This window comes from Providencia xihuensis, from assembly GCF_041953405.1.
Taxonomy (GTDB): Bacteria; Pseudomonadota; Gammaproteobacteria; order Enterobacterales; family Enterobacteriaceae; genus Providencia; species Providencia vermicola.
In genome coordinates, this window is sequence record NZ_CP169565.1 from 2959772 (window position 1) to 2983719 (window position 23948).

The 23948-nt window shown below is 40.6% G+C and carries 21 protein-coding genes, 1 tRNA gene and 1 pseudogene; 5 read left to right on the forward strand and 18 right to left on the reverse strand.

The genetic code is table 11. From position 1 onward, the window contains the following. Positions 1–23: 23 nt before the first annotated feature. The 3 genes from ACE2AL_RS13405 to flhB all read right to left on the reverse strand — a co-directional run bounded on the left by ACE2AL_RS13405 (position 24) and on the right by flhB (position 3720). Positions 24–227, reverse strand: coding sequence for a type II toxin-antitoxin system RelE/ParE family toxin (locus ACE2AL_RS13405; RefSeq protein ID WP_375083589.1), 204 nt, complete (start codon positions 225–227; stop codon positions 24–26). Between the two features lie 249 nt (positions 228–476). Then, positions 477–2576: a flagellar biosynthesis protein FlhA gene (flhA, locus tag ACE2AL_RS13410; protein ID WP_206083842.1), complete on the reverse strand. Its 2100-nt coding sequence runs from the start codon at positions 2574–2576 to the stop codon at positions 477–479. Further along, complete coding sequence (gene flhB / locus ACE2AL_RS13415; protein WP_206083841.1) at positions 2569–3720, reverse strand: flagellar biosynthesis protein FlhB; 1152 nt, start codon at positions 3718–3720, stop codon at positions 2569–2571. The genes flhA and flhB overlap by 8 nt, the downstream gene beginning before the upstream one ends. A 359-nt stretch (positions 3721–4079) precedes the next feature. Between flhB and ACE2AL_RS13420 the strand changes: the two are divergent. The 3 genes and pseudogenes from ACE2AL_RS13420 to ACE2AL_RS13430 form a co-directional block, all read left to right on the forward strand. Next, a pseudogene (locus ACE2AL_RS13420) lies at positions 4080–4226 on the forward strand (type II toxin-antitoxin system CcdA family antitoxin); the annotation flags it as partial. After that, positions 4226–4453 (forward strand): CcdB family protein, encoded by a 228-nt coding sequence (locus ACE2AL_RS13425; RefSeq protein WP_272538689.1) that lies wholly within the window; start codon positions 4226–4228, stop codon positions 4451–4453. The pseudogene ACE2AL_RS13420 and the gene ACE2AL_RS13425, both read left to right, overlap by 1 nt. A gap of 95 nt (positions 4454–4548) precedes the next feature. Next, a complete protein-coding gene (locus ACE2AL_RS13430) occupies positions 4549–5106 on the forward strand; it encodes a hypothetical protein (protein WP_375083590.1) in 558 nt (185 codons plus the stop codon). Positions 5107–5113: 7 nt separating this feature from the next. Here ACE2AL_RS13430 and ACE2AL_RS13435 read toward each other — a convergent pair whose 3' ends face one another. From ACE2AL_RS13435 to flhD, 13 genes are all read right to left on the reverse strand, one after another. Next, positions 5114–5413 (reverse strand): helix-turn-helix transcriptional regulator, encoded by a 300-nt coding sequence (locus ACE2AL_RS13435; RefSeq protein WP_272573711.1) that lies wholly within the window; start codon positions 5411–5413, stop codon positions 5114–5116. Positions 5414–5526: 113 nt separating this feature from the next. After that, positions 5527–6165 (reverse strand): protein phosphatase CheZ, encoded by a 639-nt coding sequence (locus tag ACE2AL_RS13440; RefSeq protein ID WP_047756177.1) that lies wholly within the window; start codon positions 6163–6165, stop codon positions 5527–5529. A 24-nt stretch (positions 6166–6189) separates the two neighbouring features. After that, complete coding sequence (gene cheY, locus ACE2AL_RS13445; RefSeq protein WP_206083837.1) at positions 6190–6582, reverse strand: chemotaxis response regulator CheY; 393 nt, start codon at positions 6580–6582, stop codon at positions 6190–6192. A gap of 39 nt (positions 6583–6621) precedes the next feature. Further along, a complete protein-coding gene (locus ACE2AL_RS13450; RefSeq protein ID WP_206083836.1) occupies positions 6622–7689 on the reverse strand; it encodes a chemotaxis response regulator protein-glutamate methylesterase in 1068 nt (355 codons plus the stop codon). Beyond that, positions 7689–8525, reverse strand: a complete 837-nt coding sequence (locus ACE2AL_RS13455; protein ID WP_206083835.1) for a CheR family methyltransferase — start codon at positions 8523–8525, stop codon at positions 7689–7691. Before ACE2AL_RS13455 ends, ACE2AL_RS13450 begins: the two co-directional genes overlap by 1 nt. A 128-nt stretch (positions 8526–8653) precedes the next feature. Beyond that, entirely contained in the window at positions 8654–10222 is a 1569-nt protein-coding gene (locus ACE2AL_RS13460; RefSeq protein ID WP_206083834.1) for a methyl-accepting chemotaxis protein, read from the reverse strand. Positions 10223–10338: 116 nt separating this feature from the next. Further along, entirely contained in the window at positions 10339–12024 is a 1686-nt protein-coding gene (locus ACE2AL_RS13465) for a methyl-accepting chemotaxis protein (protein ID WP_206083833.1), read from the reverse strand. A gap of 103 nt (positions 12025–12127) precedes the next feature. Continuing rightward, positions 12128–12625 carry a chemotaxis protein CheW gene (gene cheW / locus ACE2AL_RS13470; protein ID WP_004909833.1) on the reverse strand — a complete coding sequence of 166 codons (498 nt, stop codon included), beginning with the start codon at positions 12623–12625 and terminating at the stop codon, positions 12128–12130. Positions 12626–12641: 16 nt separating this feature from the next. Next, on the reverse strand, positions 12642–14696 hold the full coding sequence (gene cheA / locus ACE2AL_RS13475) for a chemotaxis protein CheA (protein WP_272538690.1): 2055 nt from the start codon (positions 14694–14696) through the stop codon (positions 12642–12644). 98 nt (positions 14697–14794) lie between these two features. Further along, positions 14795–15718 (reverse strand): flagellar motor protein MotB, encoded by a 924-nt coding sequence (gene motB, locus ACE2AL_RS13480; RefSeq protein WP_241016823.1) that lies wholly within the window; start codon positions 15716–15718, stop codon positions 14795–14797. Positions 15719–15725: 7 nt separating this feature from the next. Further along, complete coding sequence (gene motA / locus ACE2AL_RS13485) at positions 15726–16613, reverse strand: flagellar motor stator protein MotA (protein WP_206083831.1); 888 nt, start codon at positions 16611–16613, stop codon at positions 15726–15728. Positions 16614–16708: 95 nt separating this feature from the next. Further along, positions 16709–17299, reverse strand: a complete 591-nt coding sequence (gene flhC, locus ACE2AL_RS13490) for a flagellar transcriptional regulator FlhC (protein WP_206083830.1) — start codon at positions 17297–17299, stop codon at positions 16709–16711. Then, positions 17296–17646 carry a flagellar transcriptional regulator FlhD gene (gene flhD, locus ACE2AL_RS13495; protein ID WP_206083829.1) on the reverse strand — a complete coding sequence of 117 codons (351 nt, stop codon included), beginning with the start codon at positions 17644–17646 and terminating at the stop codon, positions 17296–17298. The genes flhC and flhD overlap by 4 nt, the downstream gene beginning before the upstream one ends. A 1629-nt stretch (positions 17647–19275) precedes the next feature. Here flhD and ACE2AL_RS13500 point away from each other — a divergent pair. Next, a complete protein-coding gene (locus ACE2AL_RS13500; protein ID WP_206083828.1) occupies positions 19276–19716 on the forward strand; it encodes a hypothetical protein in 441 nt (146 codons plus the stop codon). A gap of 437 nt (positions 19717–20153) precedes the next feature. Here the strand turns inward: ACE2AL_RS13500 and ACE2AL_RS13505 are convergent. Beyond that, positions 20154–20229 (reverse strand) — tRNA-Lys (locus ACE2AL_RS13505). Between the two features lie 255 nt (positions 20230–20484). Here ACE2AL_RS13505 and cycA point away from each other — a divergent pair. After that, on the forward strand, positions 20485–21885 hold the full coding sequence (gene cycA / locus ACE2AL_RS13510; RefSeq protein ID WP_206086742.1) for a D-serine/D-alanine/glycine transporter: 1401 nt from the start codon (positions 20485–20487) through the stop codon (positions 21883–21885). A gap of 91 nt (positions 21886–21976) precedes the next feature. Here the strand turns inward: cycA and putP are convergent, their stop codons facing one another. Beyond that, the gene (gene putP / locus ACE2AL_RS13515; RefSeq protein WP_272538691.1) at positions 21977–23461 is read right to left on the reverse strand and encodes a sodium/proline symporter PutP; all 1485 of its coding nucleotides are present in this window, start codon (positions 23459–23461) and stop codon (positions 21977–21979) included. Between the last annotated feature and the right edge of the window lie 487 nt (positions 23462–23948).

Below are 23948 nucleotides of genomic sequence, written 5' to 3' on the forward strand. Positions count from 1 at the left end.
TATAAGATTCAAGTGTATCGTCCTCAATTTCTTTGGTTCCTTTTGCATTTAAACGAGATTTCAGCCAAGCATATACAAAAATAAGTGCCGCTCCTGCTTATAAAAATAAGCGTTCTGACGCCTCCGCTTTTTCCTTTTCCTTGTAGTGGTAAACGCTTTTTAATAACGCCACTACCAAGATGGGCTTCATATTGGCCTGCAAACACATCCATTACCGCATTAATCAATTCAAAATCACTAATATTTATCTTTTTTGATACTATGATTAAACATCTTCGTTTTATAGATAGCTATCCATAGCCCCCATAATTTAACTATAGTAAAAATTACTACAGCTCAGTTAAAATAAAAGTAAATCCGAATTCAGGTTAGATTCCCGTATGGGGTATACAAAAAAAGAGCGGCTTGATAAGAATCTCCCCGCTCCTTTTATCTCAATAATATTCGCCATTCATCTTGGCGAATACACGCTCTTATCAACTGCCGCTGATCATTGACGTCATTCTAATTTTACGGTGATCTGTCATTTCTAAATTCGACATCACCACCAATTGTGGCAAGCTGCGGCGCAAAAAGCGCGAAAGAATTACCCGCAACGCATGATTCACTAACAAGACATTAGGCGCACCCATCGCCTCTTGGTGAGAAACCGCTTGCTCCGCTTGCGTTTGGATAAACTGCGCAAGGTTTGGCTCTAATCCACCGCCATTTTTCGCCGCTTGCAGAAGAATTTGTTCCAGTCCGGCATCTAACCCAATCACTTGAATTTCTTCCGCATTACCAAACCATTGCTGAGTAATCGCACGGCCTAGTGCAATACGAACTTGTGATGTGAGGTAATCAGTGTCTTTTTGCTCACCATTTTCCCCTGCCATTTCCGCTAACGTTTCAATGATGGTGCGCATATCGCGGATCACCACATCTTCCATTAATAAATTTTGCAAAACACGATGCAAAATCGTTAACGAAATCGTGTCTGGGATCAGGTCATCTGCCAGTTTCGGCATCTCTTTTTTCACTCGGTCATACAGCATTTGTGCTTCTTGGCGACCAAATAATGTGCTCGAGTTTTGCAGTAAAATTTGGTTGAAGTGTGTTGCAACCGCCGTACTCGCTGAAACCACGGTATAACCTTGAATTTGCGCTTCTTCGCGTAAGTCGTCATCAATCCAAACTGCAGGTAAACCAAAAGCGGGCTCTCTTGTTGCATCCCCTTGTAACGTCCCCGCGGCATTACCAGGATCAATGGCTAAACTACGCCCTGGTTGCGCTTCGCCGCGTCCTACCTCTGCACCTTTAATTAAAATACGGTACTCACAAGGGGAAAGCGCTAAATTGTCACAAATGTGGACAACTGGCGGTAAGTAACCGACTTCTTGAGCGAATTTTTTACGCAATCCTCGCAGACGGCCTAATAATTCACCTTGCTGGTCGTTATCCACAAGTGGGATCAAACGGTAGCCCACCTCCATTGCCAATAAGTCTTCTAATTGCACATCATCCCACGTGGCTTCTACCACCTTGTTGGCTTCTTGGAAATGTTGTGCTTGGTTATTATCGCCCTTTGCACTTTCTGGTTGTTGTGATTTACGTACTAAATACCAACCTAATCCCGCAAGTGCTGCTGTAAATAATAAGAAGACAAAGTTTGGCATCCCTGGGATCAGGCCTATCAAACCCAAAACACCTGCACTCAACCACATAACACGCGGGTTATTAAACAGTTGGTTGACCATCTGCTCACCGACGTCTTCATCCGTCGCAACACGAGTTACGATAACCCCTGCCGCTGTGGAGATAATCAACGCAGGAATTTGGGCAACAAGACCATCACCGATTGTCAGCAAGGTGTAGGCGCTCGTGGCCTCCCCTAGCGACATATTGTGTTGACCTACACCAACGATTAACCCGCCGACCACGTTGATCACCATAATCATGATCCCCGCGATAGCATCGCCACGTACGAATTTACTGGCACCGTCCATCGAACCGTAAAAATCCGCTTCTTGCGTCACTTCTGCACGACGTTTTTTGGCTTCATCATCATTGATGATCCCTGCATTGAGGTCAGCATCGATAGCCATTTGCTTACCAGGCATTCCGTCTAACACAAAGCGAGCACCCACTTCGGCGATACGCCCCGCTCCTTTGGTGATAACCATAAAGTTAATCAAAACCAGAATGATAAATACCACAATACCAATGGCAAAGTTGCCGCCCACTAAAAAGTGGCCGAATGCCTCAACGACTCGACCTGCAGCGTCAGGCCCTGTATGCCCATCCAACAAAATAATTCGTGTTGATGCGATATTCAACGATAGGCGTAATAGCGTGGCGAATAGTAAGATAGTTGGAAATGCAGCAAAATCAAGGGTTCGTTTAGTGAACATCGCCACCAATAACACCATGATGGAAAGCGCAATATTAAAGGTAAACAGTAAATCCAATAAAAATGCGGGTAATGGCAATACCATCATCGACAAAATCAATAAGATTAGAACTGGACCCGCGAGTATTTGCCACTGCGTTCCTTGTAAGTTTTTCGGCAATTTTAAAAGTGCAGCCAAATTAGCCATCGCGATTGTTATCTCCAGCAAAGTCCAGCGTCGGTGGCACTGGTAAATTTTTCGGTTTTTTCGGTCTGAGCCCACCTTCACGACGCCAGCGGCGCAGTTGGTAAACCCATGCTAAAACTTCTGCAACCGCCGCATATAACGCGACAGGGATGCTTTGCCCTATCTCTGCATGACGATATAACGCCCTTGCAAGCGGCGGTGCTTCTAATTGTAATATTCGGTGTTCTTCACCAATTTCCTTAATGCGCTGCGCTATCACCCCTGCGCCTTTCGCCAACACTTTTGGTGCCCCCATACGTTTATCATCATATTTCAGCGCCACTGCATAGTGCGTGGGGTTAGTCACTATCACATCGGCAAGTGGCACATCCGCCATCATGCGATTTCGCGCTATCGCCCGCTGTTGTTGGCGAATTTTCGCTTTAATATGTGGGTCACCCTCTTGCTGCTTAAACTCATCTTTAATTTCTTGGCGGCTCATACGCAATTTCTTCAAATGAGAGCGAAATTGATAAAACACGTCAAATGCCACCATTGGGATCAGCAAAAACACAATCAAATACCCCGCAAAAATCACTTTTTGCAGGGCATTACTCAGTGCGGTAACAGGTGACTCCATCACTAAATGCAGCAATGAAGGCCAGCTTTGCCATAAAAAAATAAATGCCCCCAACCCAACAAACAATGATTTCAAAATTGCCTTGAACAATTCTGATAACGCATTCATTGAAAAAATACGTTTTAGCCCTTTAATTGGGTTGAGCTTTTTTAAATCGAACTTAATCAATTTACTGTTAAACACTAACCCGCCCACTAAAGACGACGCGGAAATCCCGACGAGCGCTAAACCGCCAATAACAGGCAATAATGCAAATAATGCCTCACTGACCACACGCCCTAAATAGCTGATCATTAAGCCTGTATTTTGCAAATAATGGCCATCAAAAATAAAGCCTTGTCGGGCAATTTGGCGAAGTTGTGCCGCAAGGTGCCCCCCGCTTAACCAGAGCAAACTGATACCCGCCAACATCATCATTAGCGAGCTAAGTTCCTTTGAACGAACGATTTGCCCATCATCTTTGGCTTTTTGCTTTTTATGGGGGGTGGGCTCTTCTGTTTTTTCTACATCACTCTCGTCGGACACCGTGGTTCCAAAATTTAGCGAAAATACGAGTTATCGCTATAGCATGACAGAGTGTAAAAAAATCAATGGTGGAAAATAGACGCAGTTCGAGGGGGTTATTTGCCTATTGAGCAATAAGACAACAACTTTGCGAAGCGCTTGGCAAATAAAAAACGGGCAATTATATTTTTCTCGCGCTGCTCAAAAATGGCGATAAAATATCCATATTCACACGAAACCGTGACAGCTTACACGGGTGAATACACATGTATAAGGAATTTATCATGAGCAGTCTGGTAACACATAGGGTTAAAAAAACGGTGAGTGTAACCGTTACACCCGAGCTATATGAGCAAGCCAAATAAGCGAAATTAAATTTATCAGCCATCTTATGTAAGGCATTAGCCGAAGAATTAAAAAAAGTGGAAACCATAAAGTGGAAAGAAAAAAACATCGCGGGTTTCAATGAACTCAATAGGATCAGCAAAGAGCATGGACTATTCTCAGACAAATACAGGGAATTTTAATGCAATACCATCTCTATCAAAATAGAGGCGATGCTATTCATGCTCCCTACTTATTTGATATTCAAAGTGATATTATTGATATCCTGAATACTCGATTGGTCATCCCTTTATATGATAGCGATTTATTACATCAGCCCGTGCCTGATAAACTAACCCCATGCCTTTCGGTTCTTGACCATGACTATATTTTAATGACTCACTTAATGGCCGCTGTACCAAAATTATAATTTTTCAAACAAATCAATACGTTAAACAATGAAAGAGAACGTATCAAAAAAGCCATTGCCCTACTCATTGATGGGTTTTAATTAATAAGGTTCTTATGGATACTTGCCACCTAGTCGCCCCCGATATCACACTTGAAGATGCGCCAAAAGAAGCGGCTCGCATGCTAAATTGGCTACAAACACAAGGGATCATCGACCCTAGCTTCCAAGCGATTGAATATGATAAGGTAATTTATCGCCCAATGCCTGCTTATAAAGAACCTATTTTATATGTTATTGATGGCAGTATTGTTCCCACCCAACTACCTGAAAACCAATTAAAAAATACCCTATCCATTGCCACAGAACGCACTGTTTTTCATGCAGGCGGCAATGGGATTGGCATTTACTGCCCACAATGCGGCAATGAACAAACAGAACACAGTCATGCATGGGGTGATGCCGTTTCTGATTGGTATGAAGGAAAAAACGAAAGCTTATCCTGCTTTCAATGCAATTTTCATTCACCGCTTTTCGGTTGGCAATTTAACCCTCAATGGGCCTTTGGCAACCTAGGTTTTAGCTTTCATAATTGGGATATTAGCGATGATTTTATTGCCCAATTTGAACATGTACTCGGCAGTAAAATTATTGCCGTCTACCAACATGACTAGCACAATATTATTTAGCCGTTGGATTTAACGTAATTTGCATGCCAACAGCTTGCGCATATTTGAGTAACGTACCGAGTTTAGGGTCAAACTGCCCTTTTTCTAAACGAGAAATATTTTGCTTTTGTGTTTGCATTTTTTCAGCAATTTCAACTTGCGTAAAATTATTAGCAAGGCGAGCCATACGCAACTGGCTAATTAACGCTTTGCGCATTTCTAATTCAAGGCAAGCGGTTTCTTGGTCAAGTTCTTCTCGCCTTTCTCCTTTTTCATCATTTATCAAAGTAGAAATCAAATCATTATTTATCATCTGAATACACTCGATCACAGTAAGTTAACTAATTGAAATGGATAATATGAAGCTACGTTAATCGTTATCAACTAATGTAGCTCCATAAAAAGCGGTTAGGTTATCGTAATAACCTAAAAACCAAGTTCATCAAGCAGGTCATCAACTTGCGACTGTGATGCCATCACATTAACGCCTTCTTTATTGATTTGCGGGCCATTGAGTAAACTTTCGTTTTGTGTTTTCGCACGCATTTCAGGTGGCGTATTTTCCATTAACAATGCCAGCAGTTGTTTTTCCGCTTCTTCAACCACTTCCATCATTTTTTTAATGACTTGCCCTGTTAAGTCCTGAAAATCTTGCGCCATCATGATTTCCAGTAATTCAGCCTTAGTGGTTTCGCTGTCTTGGATCACTTGCCCTAAAAAAGCTTCTGTTGACTCACGCAATTGTGTAGGAACCACACCAGTCGCTGTTTCTTGCCATTGCTGTTGCAACGTCTGCGCATTTTTATTCATATCCACTTGCAGTGGTTTGATGACATCAATGCCATTTAAGGTTTTTTCTGCCGCTTGCGCCGTCATTTGCGCGATATAACGCAGTCTGTCTTTCCCATCTGGAATGCTTGCAACAGCCTGTTGGACACTTTTTTCTAACCCCAATTCGCGCATACTTTCACGCAAGGTTCTCATCAGCGTACCAATGCGTGTAATGACTTGTTTTAAATCATCATTACCATTGCGAATACCTTCCATACCCACTTGCTCAGTCATGAAAATCTCCTTTGGCACTCACTATTATTGCAGTCCCATTTTTTCAAATACTTTGTTCAGTTTTTCTTCTAAGATAGCGGCAGTGAACGGTTTAACCACATAACCACTTGCCCCTGCTTGTGCAGCAGCAATGATGTTTTCTTTTTTTGCTTCCGCCGTTACCATCAAAACTGGGATATGCTTAAGTGCATCATCGCCACGAATTGTTTTAAGCAGTTCTAAGCCATCCATATTTGGCATATTCCAGTCTGCAACAACAAAGTCGATGTTACCCGCACGGATTTTTTCTAATGCATCAACACCGTCTTCTGCTTCTTCTATTTTGCTAAACCCGAGCTCTTTTAATAAGTTACGGACGATACGACGCATGGTAGAAAAATCATCAACAACCAGAAAACTAAGATCTTTAGCGGCCATAACCACTCCTTCAAATACAATTGTGAATTTCCGCCGCTGCTACACAGTGACAGAAGAAAGTCTTGCTAAAACACTTGGGGCAATTTTTCGAATATCTTGCACTTCGTCCACTGCATCCATTTCAATCGCAGCTCGTGGCATACCAAATACCACACAGCTACTTTCGTTCTGCGCGTAAGTAATCGCCCCTTGTTTACGTAAATTCAATAACCCTTTGGCGCCATCCATCCCCATACCAGTCAATAACACACCAATGCATTTTCGTCCGACACATTGAGCTACTGAATCAAATAGCACATCTACTGACGGGCGATGGCGATTAACGGGTTCACTTTGTTGCAAAATCACTTGGAAACCTTTGCCTTTGTCTGCAATCAACATGTGAGAATCACCTGGCGCGATATAGGCGTGTCCTTTTTGCAGTAACTCGTTGTTTTCTGCCTCTTTTACCGTTAGTACACACAATTTATTCAGTCTGTCAGCAAATGAGCGGGTAAATCCTGCGGGCATATGCTGCGTGATCACCACAGGTGGGCATTCACGGGGTAGCATTTCTAAAAATTGGCGGATCGCTTCTGTCCCGCCAGTAGATGCGCCAACCGCAATCACACGGCTGTTACACACATACGGGGACAACGCTTTGGCTTGAGCAACTGGCTCAGACATTTTTTTCTCTGGCCGCGCAAACCGACTGCGTTGAGTGATCTTAGACATTGCCGCCGCACGAATTTTTTCACCAATAATGTCACGGTAGCTCATCATGGTTTCGCGAATGCCGATTTGTGGTTTAGTGACAAAATCCACCGCACCAAGCTCTAACGCTTTAAGCGTTACTTCGGAGCCTTTTGATGTCAATGTAGATACCATCACCACTGGCATTGGGTGCAAACGCATTAATTTTTCTAAAAAATCAATACCATCCATACGAGGCATTTCAACATCTAACGTGATCACATCAGGTTCGAGCTGTTTAATTAAATCACGTGCAACGTAAGGATCAGGCGCTGTATCCACCACCTCCATGTCTTCATGGCTATTAATGATTTCACGCATTAATTGACGCATCAGTGCTGAGTCATCCACACATAGCACTTTAATTTTTTTCATTACCCCCTCCTTTCAGCTTGCACGCTGTAGACGGTTTGTCCTTTGATCACAAAGCGTTGTGTTAATTGTGATAAATTTTCTGAATGCCCAATAAATAACAAGCCATCTGGCTTAAGCAGTGGTGCAAAACGCTCAAGCATTTTTATTTGCATTTCTTTATCGAAATAAATCATTACGTTACGGCAAAAAATTGCATCAAAGCGATGTTGGAGCTGCCAGTCATGGTCACTCAAATTTAAGTAACGAAATTCAATCATCTGCCTTAACGCGGGCTTGACTCGTGCATACCCTTCAAATTCCCCCACACCTTTCATAAAGTAACGTTGCCGCTGAAGTGCACTAAGTGATTTCAGCTCTTCGATGCGGTAAACACCTTGTTTCGCTTTTTCAAGCACTTCCGTATCAATGTCACTGGCAATCACTTTGGCATTAACGGCATTTGGCCCCAGTACATCACTTAATGTCATCGCGATAGAATAAGGCTCTTCCCCTGTTGAAGAAGCTGCACACCAGATGGTGATTGGGTTATTTTTACGTGTACGAATAAAATCCGTTAACGTGACAAAATGGTGTGGCTCACGAAAGAATGCGGTTAAATTTGTGGTCAACGCATTGACGAAAGCTTGCCATTCCGCGTTATGTGGCTCGCGCTCAAGCATCCGTAAATAGTCAGAAAAGTTGTCGAGATTACAGTCACGTAACCGCTTTAATAGCCGGTTATAGACCATATTTTTTTTATTCATGGTTAGGACTATGCCTGATTTTTTATGAATAAATCGACAAACCCGACCAAACTCATCATCAGTCAGTGGTTCTATCTGTGGTACAAAAAGCATCGTACTTGTCGTCCTATTCAATAAAAATCCAGAAGCAGCCACCTAATGCGCTGCCTTTAATGGCAAGGGAAATGCACAAAACGATTCATTTCCCTCTGCCGAAAACTCATTGTGAGTTTTCTCAACACTTAATACCGACTACGGTTTACTGCATTTTCAGGGAGCTCAAAAAATGCCACAGTATCCACTAAGTTATTGGCTTGGTCTTCCAGTGCCGCAGTTGCACTGGTCGATTGCTCGACTAATGCAGCGTTTTGCTGTGTGACTAAGTCCATTTGACTCACTGCTGTAGCAACTTGCTCAATCCCACGGCTTTGCTCATTCGATGCAGACGCAATATTTCCCATTAATTCAGTCACTTGATTAACTGCAGCAACCAGTTCGCTCATGGTCGCACCTGCTTCATTCACCAGCTGGGAACCTTGACTTACACGCCCCACAGACTCATCAATTAACGTTTTAATCTCTTTTGCCGCTTCAGCACTACGTTGTGCCAATGCCCTAACTTCGCCAGCGACAACGGAGAACCCACGACCTTGCTCACCCGCACGCGCCGCTTCAACCGCTGCATTTAGGGCTAAAATATTGGTTTGAAAAGCAATGCCATCAATCACGCTAATAATTGCGCTAATTTTTTGCGAACTGTTAGAAATTGATGTCATGGTATCGATAACATCTTCGGTAATTTCACCGCCTTTCGTTGCCGTTTTCGATGCACTGACGGCGAGCTCACTGGCTTGACGCGCGTTATCCGCATTCTGCTTAACGGTCGCTGTTAGCTCTTCCATACTGGCTGCCGTTTCTTCAAGGGATGCAGCTTGCTGTTCAGTCCGCGATGATAAGTTATTATTACCTAAAGCAATTTCACGAATACCGGTATACATTTGGTCAGTATTCGAACGCAATGCACTGACGGAAGTGGCTAACGATTCTTGCATTTGTTTGAGTTTGCCAAATACTTCACCGATTTCATCGCCCGTCGTAATTTCAATATTTTGGTTCAGTTTGCCATCAGCCACTAAAGCGAAGTGTTCACCCATACTTTTCAATGGGTTAATCACTTTACGTTTCATCCAATAATGAGCAAACGCGATCACCAGAATAATAATCACAATCACCGAACAAAATGAGCTCCACGCAAAGGTGTTGTACATGCGTGCAGCAGAAAGAGATTCATCATTTTCAGCATTCAATAATTCAAGATATTCATCAATTACTTGGGTTAATTGATCTTGATTTTCTTGGGCTGGAAGCTCAATGTAAGCTGCGATATCTTTGTTATCTAAGTGTGTTTTTAATGCTTTGAGTGTTGCGACAAAAGCTTGATATTTAGCATCAAGAGCTGCAAGGTTTTCTTTTTCACTCAAAATCGGTTGGTTTTTAAATGTGGTATAATCTTTTTGCGCTTCTTCTAATAGTTTGCCAAAAGTGACTTGTGTTTCTTCAATAAGCTGGTCATGGCCACTCACTTTATTCAGCAATGCAATTTGCGTTAAGCTATTACGTGCTTGTATTAAATGTTTATTGGTTTCCTCAAGCATTGCACGCTTATCAGAGCCCAAATCAATACGTTCTAATGCTTTTAACTCACTAACAACAATTCCAACAGAAACCCCGCTCGACACAATCTGCATTCCACAAAATAAAAATAGAAGCAGATATAAACTCACCGAAATTCGGATATTTTTACCAAACATAGATAATCCCCATTTGTGCCAGCTAAGAGAGCTGTTCGCTTAAAACATTGCTTGTTTTCTAATGCACAGAAACGCTGCAAAGCCAAAGCCTTGCAGCGTGAAACCATGCTTAATGTTTAGAAAGTTTCCCAGTTGTCATCATCTTTATGTTCCTTCGATGATAATTTTTTTAAATCCGGCGTTTTAACGATATTGGATACCGTTCTTGCTGCTGGCTTTGTATTACGTATTTCACTTTGTTTTAACGGTGGTAAACGGAAAATAGAGATAAGCTGCGACAGTTTCGCGACTTGCTCTTCTAACACATTCGCTGCAACCGCTGATTGTTCCACTAACGAGGCATTTTGCTGAGTCACTTTATCCATTTCAGCAACTGCAATGCTGACCTGCGAAATGCCTTTACTTTGCTCATCAGAAGCGGTTGCGATGTGCGTCATGATGTCTGTCACTCGCGTGACCGATTCCACAATTTTCGTCATCGTTTCACCTGCGTCTTCCGCTTGGCGCGCGCCTGTTCCTGTTCTTGAAACAGAGTCTTCAATCAATGTTTTGATTTCTTTCGCGGCATCCGCACTGCGTTGTGCTAAGTTACGCACTTCATCTGCCACGACCGCAAAACCACGGCCATGCTCACCCGCTCGTGCAGCTTCAACCGCAGCATTCAGTGCTAAGATATTGGTTTGGAAGGCAATACTGTCAATCACGGCAGTGATATCAGAGATTTTTTGTGAGCTATCAGCAATGTTCAACATGGTACTCACCACATTGGAAACCACTTTTCCACCTTCTTTCGCAATAACAGACGCTTGGTTTGCATACTCGCTAGCTTGATGGGCGTAGTCTGTATTTTGCTTAACCGTTGCGGTTAATTCGCTCATACTGGCGGATGTCTCTTCCAAACACGCCACTTGCTGCTCCGTACGAGAAGAAAGGTCGTTATTACCTGCGGCAATTTCAGTGGTGCCTTGGTAAATAGTTTCACTGCCATCTAATACACCACGAACCGTGTTAATCAGCTCTTGTTGCATGTGCTGAACGCCATTAGCTAATTCGCCAATTTCGTTATTCGAGGCTGTCGTAATGGAAGGCGTTAAATCACCTGATGCGAAGACTTTAATCCGCTCGTTTAATAAACCTAATGGCTCAATAATGCCTTTACGCACATAGCGATAACTAAAGAAACCAATAAAGGCGAGCAGAATCGATAATGTCACCAGCATATATAATGATTGGCGATAATTATTATCTGCATTAACGACTTCGCTTTGGAAATCGGCTGAAATATCGGCGAAATAAGCATTAAATTGCTCTTCGAACTTCATTTGATGGCCCGATGTTCTATGAGCATAGAAACCTTCTAAGTCTCCTTTTTCCGCGAAATCACTGAGCTTAATTAATGCATCACGGTAGGTTTCATAGGTGCTAAAAAGCTGTTCAAACTTGGCTTTATCATACTCTGAACTTTGCATCAGCTTGTTGTAACGGGCATAAGCATCATCCGCAGCTTTAAAGTTACGTTTTGCCGCTTTAATCAGGTCTTCTGTTGTCGCATCATCTTGAATTTTGCGGCCGTCTAATAGGTAGGCGTTGATTGACCGATTTAAATTGGCTCGGGCCTGTAAAAGGTTAACCCAGCTTTCCGTTAATACTTGTCTTTGGCGTTGTAGTGAATTTAAATAACTAATACTGTCGCTGTTATCGCCGAGTTTAGTGAACATCAACCCACTGGATACCAGTTGCAATAAAATAAAGATAAAAATGACGGACAAAAGTCCTGATACGATTTTAATTCGACTGTACATGACGTTTTACTAACATTATTTGTTGTATTTTGGATATCGGTCATCTAACCAAAAACTTTAGTTAATGACTTATTATTATTTGAGCAATTATTTAGGCTGAGAGTTACTCAGCCATGCTGTCAATAAGCGCCATTTCGTCACTAGTCAGTAGCTTTTCAATGTCCACTAAAATCAACATGCGGTCATTGAGTGTCCCTAAACCAGTGAGATATTGGGTGGATAACGTCACTGCAAAATCGGGCGGCGGTGCAATTTGCTCTTCATTGAGCACCAACACATCCGAAACGCCATCAACCACAATGCCAACCACTCGGTCTTTTAAATTCACAACAATCACAACGGTGTTATCGTTGTACACCACATTTTCATGAGAGAATTTCACCCGTAAATCAATGATTGGGATAATGACTCCGCGTAAGTTCGTAACCCCCTTGATAAAGTCAGGTGTATTTGCGATGCGAGTGACTTGCTCGTACCCCCGAATTTCCTGCACTTTTAAAATTTCAATGCCGTACTCTTCCTCACCTAAAGTGAAAATAAGGTAACCTTCGCCGTTTTTTTCTTCTTCGTGTTTATTTAAATCATCATCTAACATAGACATGGTATATGGCCTCTATTTAGTGCACGACAGGTTGGGAAACCTGATGTTTCTTTTTGATCAAAATGCTGTTATTCATTTTTTGCAGCTCAGCCACATCTAAAATCAATGCAACAGAACCGTCGCCCATAATCGTTGCAGCAGAAATACCTGGAATTTTTCGGTAGTTACTTTCGATATTTTTCACCACGACTTGTTGCTGTCCGACCAATTTGTCCACAAGCAATGCAAAACGGTGCCCCGCATTTTGAATAATAAGCACAATGCTGTTATCCAAATTGCGCTCCGCTTCTTCAATAGAAAAGACATGGTGTAGCTCGACCAATGGCAGATATTCACCGCGAACTAAAAGCATTTTTTCTTCACCCGCAAGGCGGTAAATATCTTCTTGTCGTGGTTGTAAAGTGCTGATGATGGCGCTTAAAGGCACGATAAAAACATCTTCTGCCACTTTTACTGACATTCCATCAAGAATGGCAAGGGTTAAAGGAAGTAAAATTCGAATGATAGTTCCTTTGCCTTCGGTAAAGCCGATTTGGATACGGCCGCCCATATCTTGAATGTTCCTTTTCACCACATCCATCCCCACACCGCGACCCGATACATCAGTCACCACTTCTGCAGTGGAGAAGCCTGGTGCCATAATAAGCATCGCCACTTCATCGTTACTCATGCCATCATGCACATTCATCCCTTGAGAACGGGCTTTAGCCAAAATACGCTCACGGTTTAGACCTGCCCCGTCATCACGCACCTCAATACAAATATTGCCGCTTTGATGTGCAGCTGCGAGAGTCAATGTCCCCGCTTCTGGTTTTCCATTTGCCACACGGACATCTGGTTTTTCAATACCATGGTCTAAGCTATTACGGACAAGGTGATTTAGCGGGTCGACAATGCGCTCTATCAGGCTCTTATCAAGTTCAGTCGAACTACCTTCCACTTTTAATTCAATTTTCTTGCCTAATTTAGAGGCAATATCACGCACCATGCGTGGGAAACGACTGAAAACATAGTCCATTGGCATCATACGAATAGACATGACGGACTCTTGCAGGGCTCGCGAGTTACGCTCCAATTGAACAATAGAGCTCAGTAAATCACTGTATTCATTTTGATCAACGTGTTGGCTGTGCTGTGTCAGCATGGATTGGATAATTACTAACTCACCGACCAGGTTGATAAGTTGATCGACTTTTTCCACGGCAACACGAATACTGCTGGAGTCCCCTTTCGGTTTTGTTACTGCTGTTTTTTTCGAAGGGCTCGAAACCACGGTAGGGTTAACGACTTCTTTTGGAAGCACAATTTCCGCATCTTGAACGGCTTCAGGTTCACTTTTTCTTTCTGCTTGTGGCATAAAAGCTTGGCAATCAGCAAACGTGATAGCGTCTTGTGCAATTTGTGATTCATCCACCACAAAACACAGTACCCCACAAATATCCTCAATATCGGTATTTGTGCCTAACCATACTTGGAGGCTATCGGTCGATTTTTCCGTATGATATAAATGACCAAACAGTTCGAGCTCGTCGGCAAGTAAATCGACTTCGGTTTCTTTAAGTCCACTTAATGTGATTTTAAAGTAATGCGAAAATTCCCCTTTAGCGTCAATTTGTTGAATTTCTGACGTCACTTCTTCTACTTGTACAATGTCTTCAATAATAGACTCTGCCTCAATGACCTCTTCGGCATGGTTCTCAACACGACTAAGCACTTCACAAATTCGTTTAAATGACTCTTCATCGGGTAAAGAATCATTTTTGTAAGCATCGAGCTGCGAGGCCATAACATCTTTGGTATCCAAAAATACATCTATGATGTCAGGAGTGAGGGCCAACTCATCATGGCGTGCCTTATCGAGCAGGTTTTCCAGTGTGTGCGTGGTGTTTTGCAACTGAGTGAAACCAAAGGTTGCAGCACCTCCTTTTATTGAGTGCGCACTACGGAAAATGGCATTTAGCTGCTCGCTATCCGGGTCAAAAGGATCAAGCTCAAGTAAATGTTGTTCCATATCCCTGAGCAACTCGTCGGCTTCATCGAAAAATGTTTGATAAAACTCAGTAATATCCATGGTTTTTATCCAGTTTCGCTTAGGTTTCACTTAACGCTGACTGCCGGAAAATCCGGCAGGCAATAAAAAATCACAATGTATCTCTTCACAAACACAGTCTATTCATCGGCTTTTTTCTGTGTTTTCGCCGTCACCACAGTCTCAGTAGCTATCTTCGTAGCTGGTTTACCCAATACGTCAGAAATCGGTTTTGCTCCGTCGTATTCACGTAAAATTTGTTTCGTTTCCTCATCATTGAGAACAATGATGCTGATCCGTCGGTTAATTGGTGCAAGACCGTTGTTTTTATCTAAATGAATCGCTGATGCCATACCAACCACTCGTAAAACCTTGCTCTCATCCATTCCCCCACGGATTAACTCACGTCGCGAAGCATTTGCTCTGTCTGATGAAAGTTCCCAGTTGCTGTAATTCGCCCCGTTGGCATAAGATAAATCATCGGTATGGCCTGAAATGCTGATTCGGTTAGGTACATCATTTAGCAAAGGGGCAATGGCGCGTAAAATATCGCGCATGTAAGGTTCCACTATCGCAGAACCTACTTGAAACATCGGGCGGTTTTCACTATCGACAATTTGAATGCGCAGACCGTCATTAATCATGTCGATCAGTAAATGCGGTTTTAACTCATTTAGACGTGGGTCTTTTAAAATAGCCTGCTCAAGGGCTTCCTTAAGCTTTTCAAACCGATAACTGGCATTACCGTCAATAATATTATTCGGTTCAGGCATCACATCGCCCTCACGAAAAATGGGGTCTTTGCCGCCTCCCGGAATAGGGTTGGTCGCATCTCCACTTTTGGTACCAGGGTTAATTGCAGTACTAAGCGGAGTTCGAAAATATTCTGCAATTTGCGTGAGTTCTTGAGGACTTGAAATCGAAATCAGCCACATCACCAAAAAGAATGCCATCATCGCCGTCATAAAATCGGCATAAGCGATTTTCCACGAACCACCGTGGCCACCTTGATGATGAGAATTGCGTTTTTTGACTCGAATTACATGAGGGGTATTGGCTGCCATCCTAGTGTTACTCCTCGGTGGTTTCTTGTGAGCGAGCACCCACTTTTACTTCGCGAACTCTATCTTCAAGTTCAACGAATGACGGCCTATCAGCACTAAATAACACTTTACGACCAAACTCTACGGCAATTTGCGGCGCATACCCTTGTAATGCAGATAAGAATGTCACTTTGATACATTCCATCATTTTGAGCTGTTCGCTGCTGCGTAATCTAATCAGTGCTGCCAAGGGTAAAATAAATCCGTAAGCGACTAAAATACCTAAGAATGTTCCAACCATCGCATGGGCAATCAATGCGCCAAGTTCACCTGCTGGCCTATCAGCAGATCCCAACGCATTCACGACACCTAATACCGCCGCCACAATACCAAAAGCAGGCATGGAGTCACCGACCATATTTAGGCCAGATGCAGGAACTTCATTTTCTTGGCGGAATGTTTCGAGTTCTTCATCCATTAAGGCTTCAATTTCATGACTTTGTAAGTTACTGCTTACCATCAAACGCAAATAATCCACAATAAACATCATGGTGGATGCATCTTTGAGGATGCGAGGATATTGAGAAAAAATTTCGCTTTCTTGAGGATTTTCAATATCTTTTTCTAAGGCAAGTAACCCTTGTTGGCGAGATTTATTGAGCAATTGAAATAACAATGCCATCAAGTCCATTGACATCGTTTTATTGTAGGAAGAACGGCGGAATAGTTTCGGTAATACTTTACATAGGGCGATAATGGATTTGCCACTGTTACCCACGACAAATGCACCTAAACCAGCACCTAATATAATAACAAATTCAGCGGGTTGATATAGCGCGCCTAAATGGCCACCAACCATGAGATAACCGCCAATAACCGCTATTGTAACAATGATATACCCGATGAGTATTAACACAATATTCCCTTTCACTCCGTTGGTTAACAGATGGCAGTCAAAGGGAATATTAGGAGTAACAGGCAAAAACTTGCCTGTTGACCAAATCAATCCAATTACATTACCGCTTTCGTAATGCCATCCTGTCGATATAGCGTAATATCGGCGAGATGCTCGGAAAGTTTACGTTTTTTTATTGCTCGTGATGGCGGCTGACACAAACTACAAGTAAAACTATTTTCTGGGATGTGCGCATAAGTGATAAACGAACCATGGCAGCAGCTGCATTTTGAGCTTTGTAGCATGCCACTTTCAACAAAACGGACGAGGGTCCAAGCTCGTGTTAGTGCTAATAATGGCTCATCACCTGGCTCTGGAATACATTGTTCAAGATACAAACGGTAAGCTTTTAAGATGGCATCAACGCCTTGGCAATGTCCACTTTGCAGTAAAAATTGATAGGCGTTATAAAACATGGATGAATGAATATTCTGCTCCCATGTCATAAACCAATCTGTTGAGAACGGTAGCATACCTTTTGGTGGCGGGCAGCCTCGAAGTTCTTTGTATAATCGAACTAAACGGCCGCGGCTAATTTGGGTTTCACTTTCTAACATTTGAAGGCGAGCGCCTAAAGAGATTAATTCCATGGCTAAGCGAATATCGTTCGCTTCTTGGACAATACTTTTTTCAGCTGCGGTACTCATCTTTTTCTCGCTATATCAGTGTCGCCTTCATTATGCGTTTGCAATAATCGGGTCGAAAGGAGGATACCTGTATGAATTTGTTGTAATTCATCAACCCTTGAGTCGCGGGTCAACTTTTCAATTGTGTCGCTATTCTCAAATCTAAACTGACAGATTAGCTGGTTTGTTTCTGCCAATTTGACCAATTGAGGAAGCGTAAGGTCTGCTAAAGTAGTTGCCATTGCATCAGAGATACCTAAGCGGAACATCGCAGAAGCTTTCTCTTGGGAGATGAGTTTTTGGGCTAATAGCAAATATGAGAGGTTAATATCGTATATATGCTTCAGAAAATCTGTCGTCGAGCTCATTTTTTTTCCTTTCCGAATATTTATCAACATCTGTGTGCAAAAAGAACAAATATGAATTTGAAAGTTTTGTGTGCCTAAAATTGGTTATTAGTAAAATTAATTAAACTGGATAAATGTATTCCATTACTTCCCATGTTTTCCGTTAATCAATACCCAGTTTGGAGTATAAAAACACAAATCTTCAAACTTAAATTAAATACATTTCCTGAATACCTACAAACAATAAAGAGTGACTAAAAATTTAGCACTTTCAGTAAAAGTCAGAATTTGCCGATGTCATTATTAGTCGTCAATTATTATGCACCACTAAATTAACTATTCAAGGTACTTATGTTTCTTTTTATCTCATTGGGATAATTATCCATTGATTCATTAAATAATCTTTATTATTTCTTTATCTTGTCTTTCCCTATCTAAAATATCCGCAACATTTTAGATCACCCTAAGCCAAATGACAGGATTTTAATCAATAGCTTCACTCTCTACATGTGATTTGAAAGCAAAAAAAACCAATCACAACATCAAAATCAAAATATTGATCCAAATCAATCTTTGGTATTGAGAAACTCAAAAATCTAATATGGATATTTCTCATTATCGGCTATTTGGGAATAAAACTTAATCATTAATTTTCAATAAGTTTAATGAAAGCAATAGGCATTATTCAAAATTATTCAATCCAGTTCAAAGAGAAAAAAGATATTATTTTGTCATACATATTATCTCCATATATATATGTTCCATTAGAATCGTTAAACTATGGTTATAATATGCCCAGATGATAATATTAATAAAATTAATAAACTTTATAAAGTCTGTCAGTAATGAAACAAATATTTAGCTTAAATATATGTGTTATGTATTATTGGCCGATTTATATTTTTAGTAATTTTCTTGTTATTATTTTTTTAACTAAACACTTTCAATTAATTTATTTTTGTTTTTTTTATTAAAATAACTAAAAAATTAATTTTTTTAATAAAATGATCAACCTACAGGTAACCAAACCCAAGAACGCATCACGAAAAATCAAAGTTTCAATTGAGAACATTCTGTTTCTTATCAATTTTCCTATTCGCTTTATCTCATTCAAAATAAGAATAAAACAGTGCTGACATCTTGTATTTTAATTTGTATTTTTACTTAATTTGTTTAGGGTTTTACATTGGCACGTTAATAACATAATAACATAATGTTATTATAACCATTAATTACTATATACTTTTATTTTAACAAATCCAGCTTAACGCTAATTTAACTTAAGTAAATTTGCTTAGTCGATGAACACATCTAACTGAAATGAGTTGATTTTAGTTAAAATAATTCAGTTAGCTTTTCGAGTACAAATTCAACAAAATGAAGTATGTCTACTGGAGTAAAAAGATTATAAGAATTGCGACTTTGTTCACATTTAGTTTCTTTATTTCCAAATAGTTTCTAAATAAAACTATGTTGTTATAGGTACATTTGCGCCTACAAGATCACAAAATGAACATCTTGATATCATCGAGCTCAATAAGCCATCTTACTCACCTATAATCTCGCTTATTCTGCATACAGGTTTGACTGAAGCTCTCTTAGATTTACTTTATACTAACGGCTTTTAATACCAACTATAAAAGGAAAGGTATGTTTACTTATTTTGCCAATGTTGAATTTGTTGAAGAAGAAGGTGCATTTGAAATCAATTTTTATGATTTTCCAGGTATTCAAGGTGTCACTTTTTGCAAAGATGATGTTGAATTGGAAGCCGAAGAGGTTTTACTGGCAACATTATCTGAATTAATAACGTCAAGAAAAGCAATTCCACTACCACAAGGACATACAGAAAATGCATTCCCAGTGTATTTGCCTATTTTAGTCTGCCTCAAAGTCGCGCTACATAATGCAATGTTAGACACTAAAACTTTACGTGTTGATTTAGCTAGAAAAATGAATATTAATGCGCAACAAATAGAACGCTTACTCGATGTTCACTACGCGTCAAAAATTGAGATGCTAGAACAGGCTTTATACCTATTAGGTTACGAAGCTAAAGTAACCGTGAAAAAAAGGTCGCAACAGGAATAGCATTACTTCCCTGTATTGCAACAGATTATTAATCTAGTTATTTTTGATTAGGCGGGTTATTTTACTAGCTTATCTTTTTTATTACCTTATTGGCTGTTTTAACAGCCTATTTATTTTTTTTGATCATTGCATTTTATCGATATTTATTCATTTCAGAAAAATACTGTTCAATCAATTTTCTTTTAATTTGTTAGTTACACATTTATTTAACAAATAGCACTTTGATATACATTGCATATAATCAAGGCTCTCTTTGTGTTTTGATTATTCAACTTAGAGTCAGGTAAATCAGACTGGCTCAAAGCTTATCCAAGATGAATTTGAGTAAAAAATGGAAATTGTTTCGAAGGGAATAATAAATAGGCTTTTTTGCACCATAAAAAGCAATAAGCCACTGTTTAAAAGTGGCTTATTATACTGATAATACAGCTTAATTCTGGTGGGTTGTTGGGGGTTCGAACCCCAGACCGAGCGATTAAGAGTCGCCTACTCTGCCAACTGAGCTAACAACCCGGTGCAAAATATTTAACGCCTATCAATTGCTACAGTCAATATTATTCTGCTATTTTTATTGTGTAAGTTAATTTTTAGTATTGAATGTTAAATTAACGATAATGATAGATTGAATAAGCAGCACTTCGATTTCAACAAAGTAAGTTTTCCTTACTCTAATTGAGATTTATGTCACAATATTTCACGCAAACATAACCACACAAATAAAAAAATACTGTGGTCAATTATAACAAACTACTACGGACACTTTACAGTATGGAAGAAAATACAACTTCAAACCCAGCTCAGCACTCCGCTGATCGTAATCAGTTAAAACGAAGCCTTAGTAACCGCCATATTCAACTTATTGCAATTGGCGGCGCAATTGGAACGGGTCTATTCATGGGGTCAGGGAAAACCATCTCTCTTGCAGGGCCATCCATTATATTCGTATATATGATAATTGGCTTCGTGTTATTTTTTGTTATGCGAGCAATGGGTGAACTTCTACTCTCTAACCTTAACTATAAATCCTTCAGCGACTTTTCTGCTGACCTGATCGGGCCATGGGCAGGTTTTTTCGTCGGCTGGACATATTGGTTTTGTTGGGTGATCACTGGCATCGCAGATATTATTGCCATTACCTCCTATGTCAGTTTTTGGGTACCCGATTTTCCTGAATGGGTGACTTCATTTATTTGTGTCATCACCTTACTCACACTAAATTTAGTGTCCGTTAAGCTTTTTGGTGAGCTTGAGTTTTGGTTTGCGATGATAAAAATTGTCGCCATTATTGCCTTAATTGCAGTAGGCGGAACGCTTATCGCGATGAATTTCCAATCGCCTACAGGCCATACTGCATCATTGAGTAACATTTGGAATGATGGTGGAATGTTCCCTATGGGAATAAGTGGTTTCTTTGCAGGCTTCCAAATTGCGATATTTGCATTTGTTGGGATTGAATTAGTCGGTACCGCGGCCGCTGAAACGCGCGATCCTGAAAAATCGCTACCAAAAGCCATCAATGCAATCCCAATTCGTATCATTGCCTTCTATGTTTTATCACTTATTGTGATTATGGCCGTAACACCTTGGCGGACAATTTTGGCGGATAAAAGCCCATTTGTTGAAATGTTTGTGTTAATCAGTCTTCCTGCGGCGGCCAGCATCGTTAACTTTGTGGTGCTAACGTCAGCCGCTTCATCCGCAAACAGTGGAGTATTTTCCACCAGCCGTATGTTATTTGGTTTGTCTAAAGAAGGTGATGCACCGAAGAAATTTAGCCAGTTATCGAAAAAAGCCGTGCCTGCAACAGGGTTAATTTTCACCTGTATATGCCTCAGTTTTGGTATTGTGCTTATCTATTTTATTCCTGATATCATGCATGCGTTCACCTTAGTGACTACAGTATCCGCTATCTTATTCATGTTTATTTGGAGCATGATTTTATATAGTTACCTCAACTTTCGTCGTAAGCGGCCAGAAATGCATAAAGCCTCCCATTATAAAATGCCTGCGGGGATTATTATGTCTTGGGTTAGCTTAGCATTTTTTGCTTTTATGATTGTCTTACTCGCATTCCAACACGATACAAGGCAAGCCTTAATCGCGACACCTATCTGGTTTATTGTGCTGCTTATTGGCTACCAAATTGTGAAACGTCGCAAAACACATTAAACACCATTTCGCTATCCACCAATAAAAAAGGCCGAACATATTTAACAGTTCGGCCTTCTTAATCGTTCATCTAATCACAAGATAACAACTATTACTTTGCTTTATATTCCGCTTCCGCTTGTTCGAAGCGTTCTTGTGCTTCTGCACTTGGCGCTTTAGTGATTAAACTCACCACTACAATCGCGATGGTAGCAAAGATAAAACCAGGAATAATTTCATACAATGCAAACCATTTGTATTGCATCCAAACTAATACAGTTATAGCGCCCACCAACATACCCGCCAGAGCACCTGTGCGTGTCATACGCTTCCAAAGCACAGACATCAAAACAACGGGACCAAACGCAGCACCAAACCCCGCCCATGCATTGCTCACTAACCCTAATACTTTGTTATTTGGATCACGGGCAATATAGATAGCAATAGCCGCAACTAGCAGCACCATAAAACGCCCGACCCACACTAACTCTTTTTGGCTCGCTGTTTTACGAATAAATGGCTTGTAGAGATCTTCGGTCAATGCACTTGCGCACACTAATAATTGGCAACTTAAGGTACTCATTACCGCGGCTAAAATTGCAGAAAGTAACACTCCCGCTACCCATGGATTAAATAATATTGCTGCTAATTCCATGAAAATACGTTCATTATTCTGCGTTACAGCCCCTGCAACACTCGGGTTCATTTCGAAATAACCGATACCAAAGAAGCCAACGGCAATAGTACCGCCTAAACATAACACCATCCACGTCATGCTAATACGCCTTGCGGAGTGGATTGTTTGGTGTGAATCTGCCGCCATAAAGCGTGCTAAAATATGAGGTTGCCCAAAATAGCCTAAACCCCAGCCAAGTAAAGACAGAATTGCAATAAAATTCATTCCCTTGAACATATCAAGGTATTCAGGATTTTTCGCTTTTATCACTTCGATAGAGGTATCTATGCCACCCATAGATAAAATAACGACAACTGGTGTAAGGATCAGGGCAAAAATCATTAACGAAGCTTGGACTGTATCTGTCCAGCTCACAGCTAAAAAGCCGCCTAAGAATGTATAAGCAATAGTGGCTAATGCCCCTAACCACATCGCTTTTTCGTAGCTAATATGGAATGTACTTTCGAACAATAATCCACCTGCAACAACACCTGATGCACAATAAATGGTGAAGAAAACTAAGATAACAATGGCAGAAATAATCCGTAAGATTTTACTATTGTCCTCAAAACGGCTGGTAAAATAATCAGGTAGTGTCAAGGCATTATTATTTTTTTCTGTTTGCAAACGTAGGCGGCCTGCTACGAATAACCAGTTAAAATAAGCCCCTAGTGTTAACCCGATTGCAATCCAACTTTCAGAAATACCTGCGATAAAAATCGCGCCAGGTAACCCCATCAATAACCAACCGCTCATGTCTGATGCACCCGCTGATAATGCGGTCACCACACTGCCTAAACTTCGTCCTCCGAGAATATAATCATCAAAGTTTTTTGTTGAGCGATAGGCTAAATAGCCAATTAATAACATGCCAGTAATATATACGATGAACGTGACAATCATCGGAGTGCTTACAGTCATCTATATTCTCCATTGAGTAGCTTAGTAGTGTAGTTATCTTTATATGAATTGCCGTTGATAACTTGTAACTTCATGGTGTTGCACTTTATTGCACATCTTTAATTTATCTTCGTGAACACCAAATAGGTTGTGATTGTTTGTGTTGCACTAACTTAATATCTTAGTGACTCCATCCTAGTCAGACTCATATTAAATTAACAAGAAATTAACTATTTTTTATTCCATAAATAGAATCCATATCACAAATGTTAAAATTTTAAGCCAAATTTCAAAATAATTGATTAATTATTCCCTTAATAACGGCATGGCTATAACCATATGAAAAATATATATAATAAATAACCATAACTTTCATTAATATGATTAATCACCAAAAAACCCGACATGTTTCACATTTCCCTCAGAAACTTTACTTAACAATGTTGCACAAAGTTGCAACATTAAGATAATGTTGTGTAACTTTTCGATTATGACGACCTGTCAACTA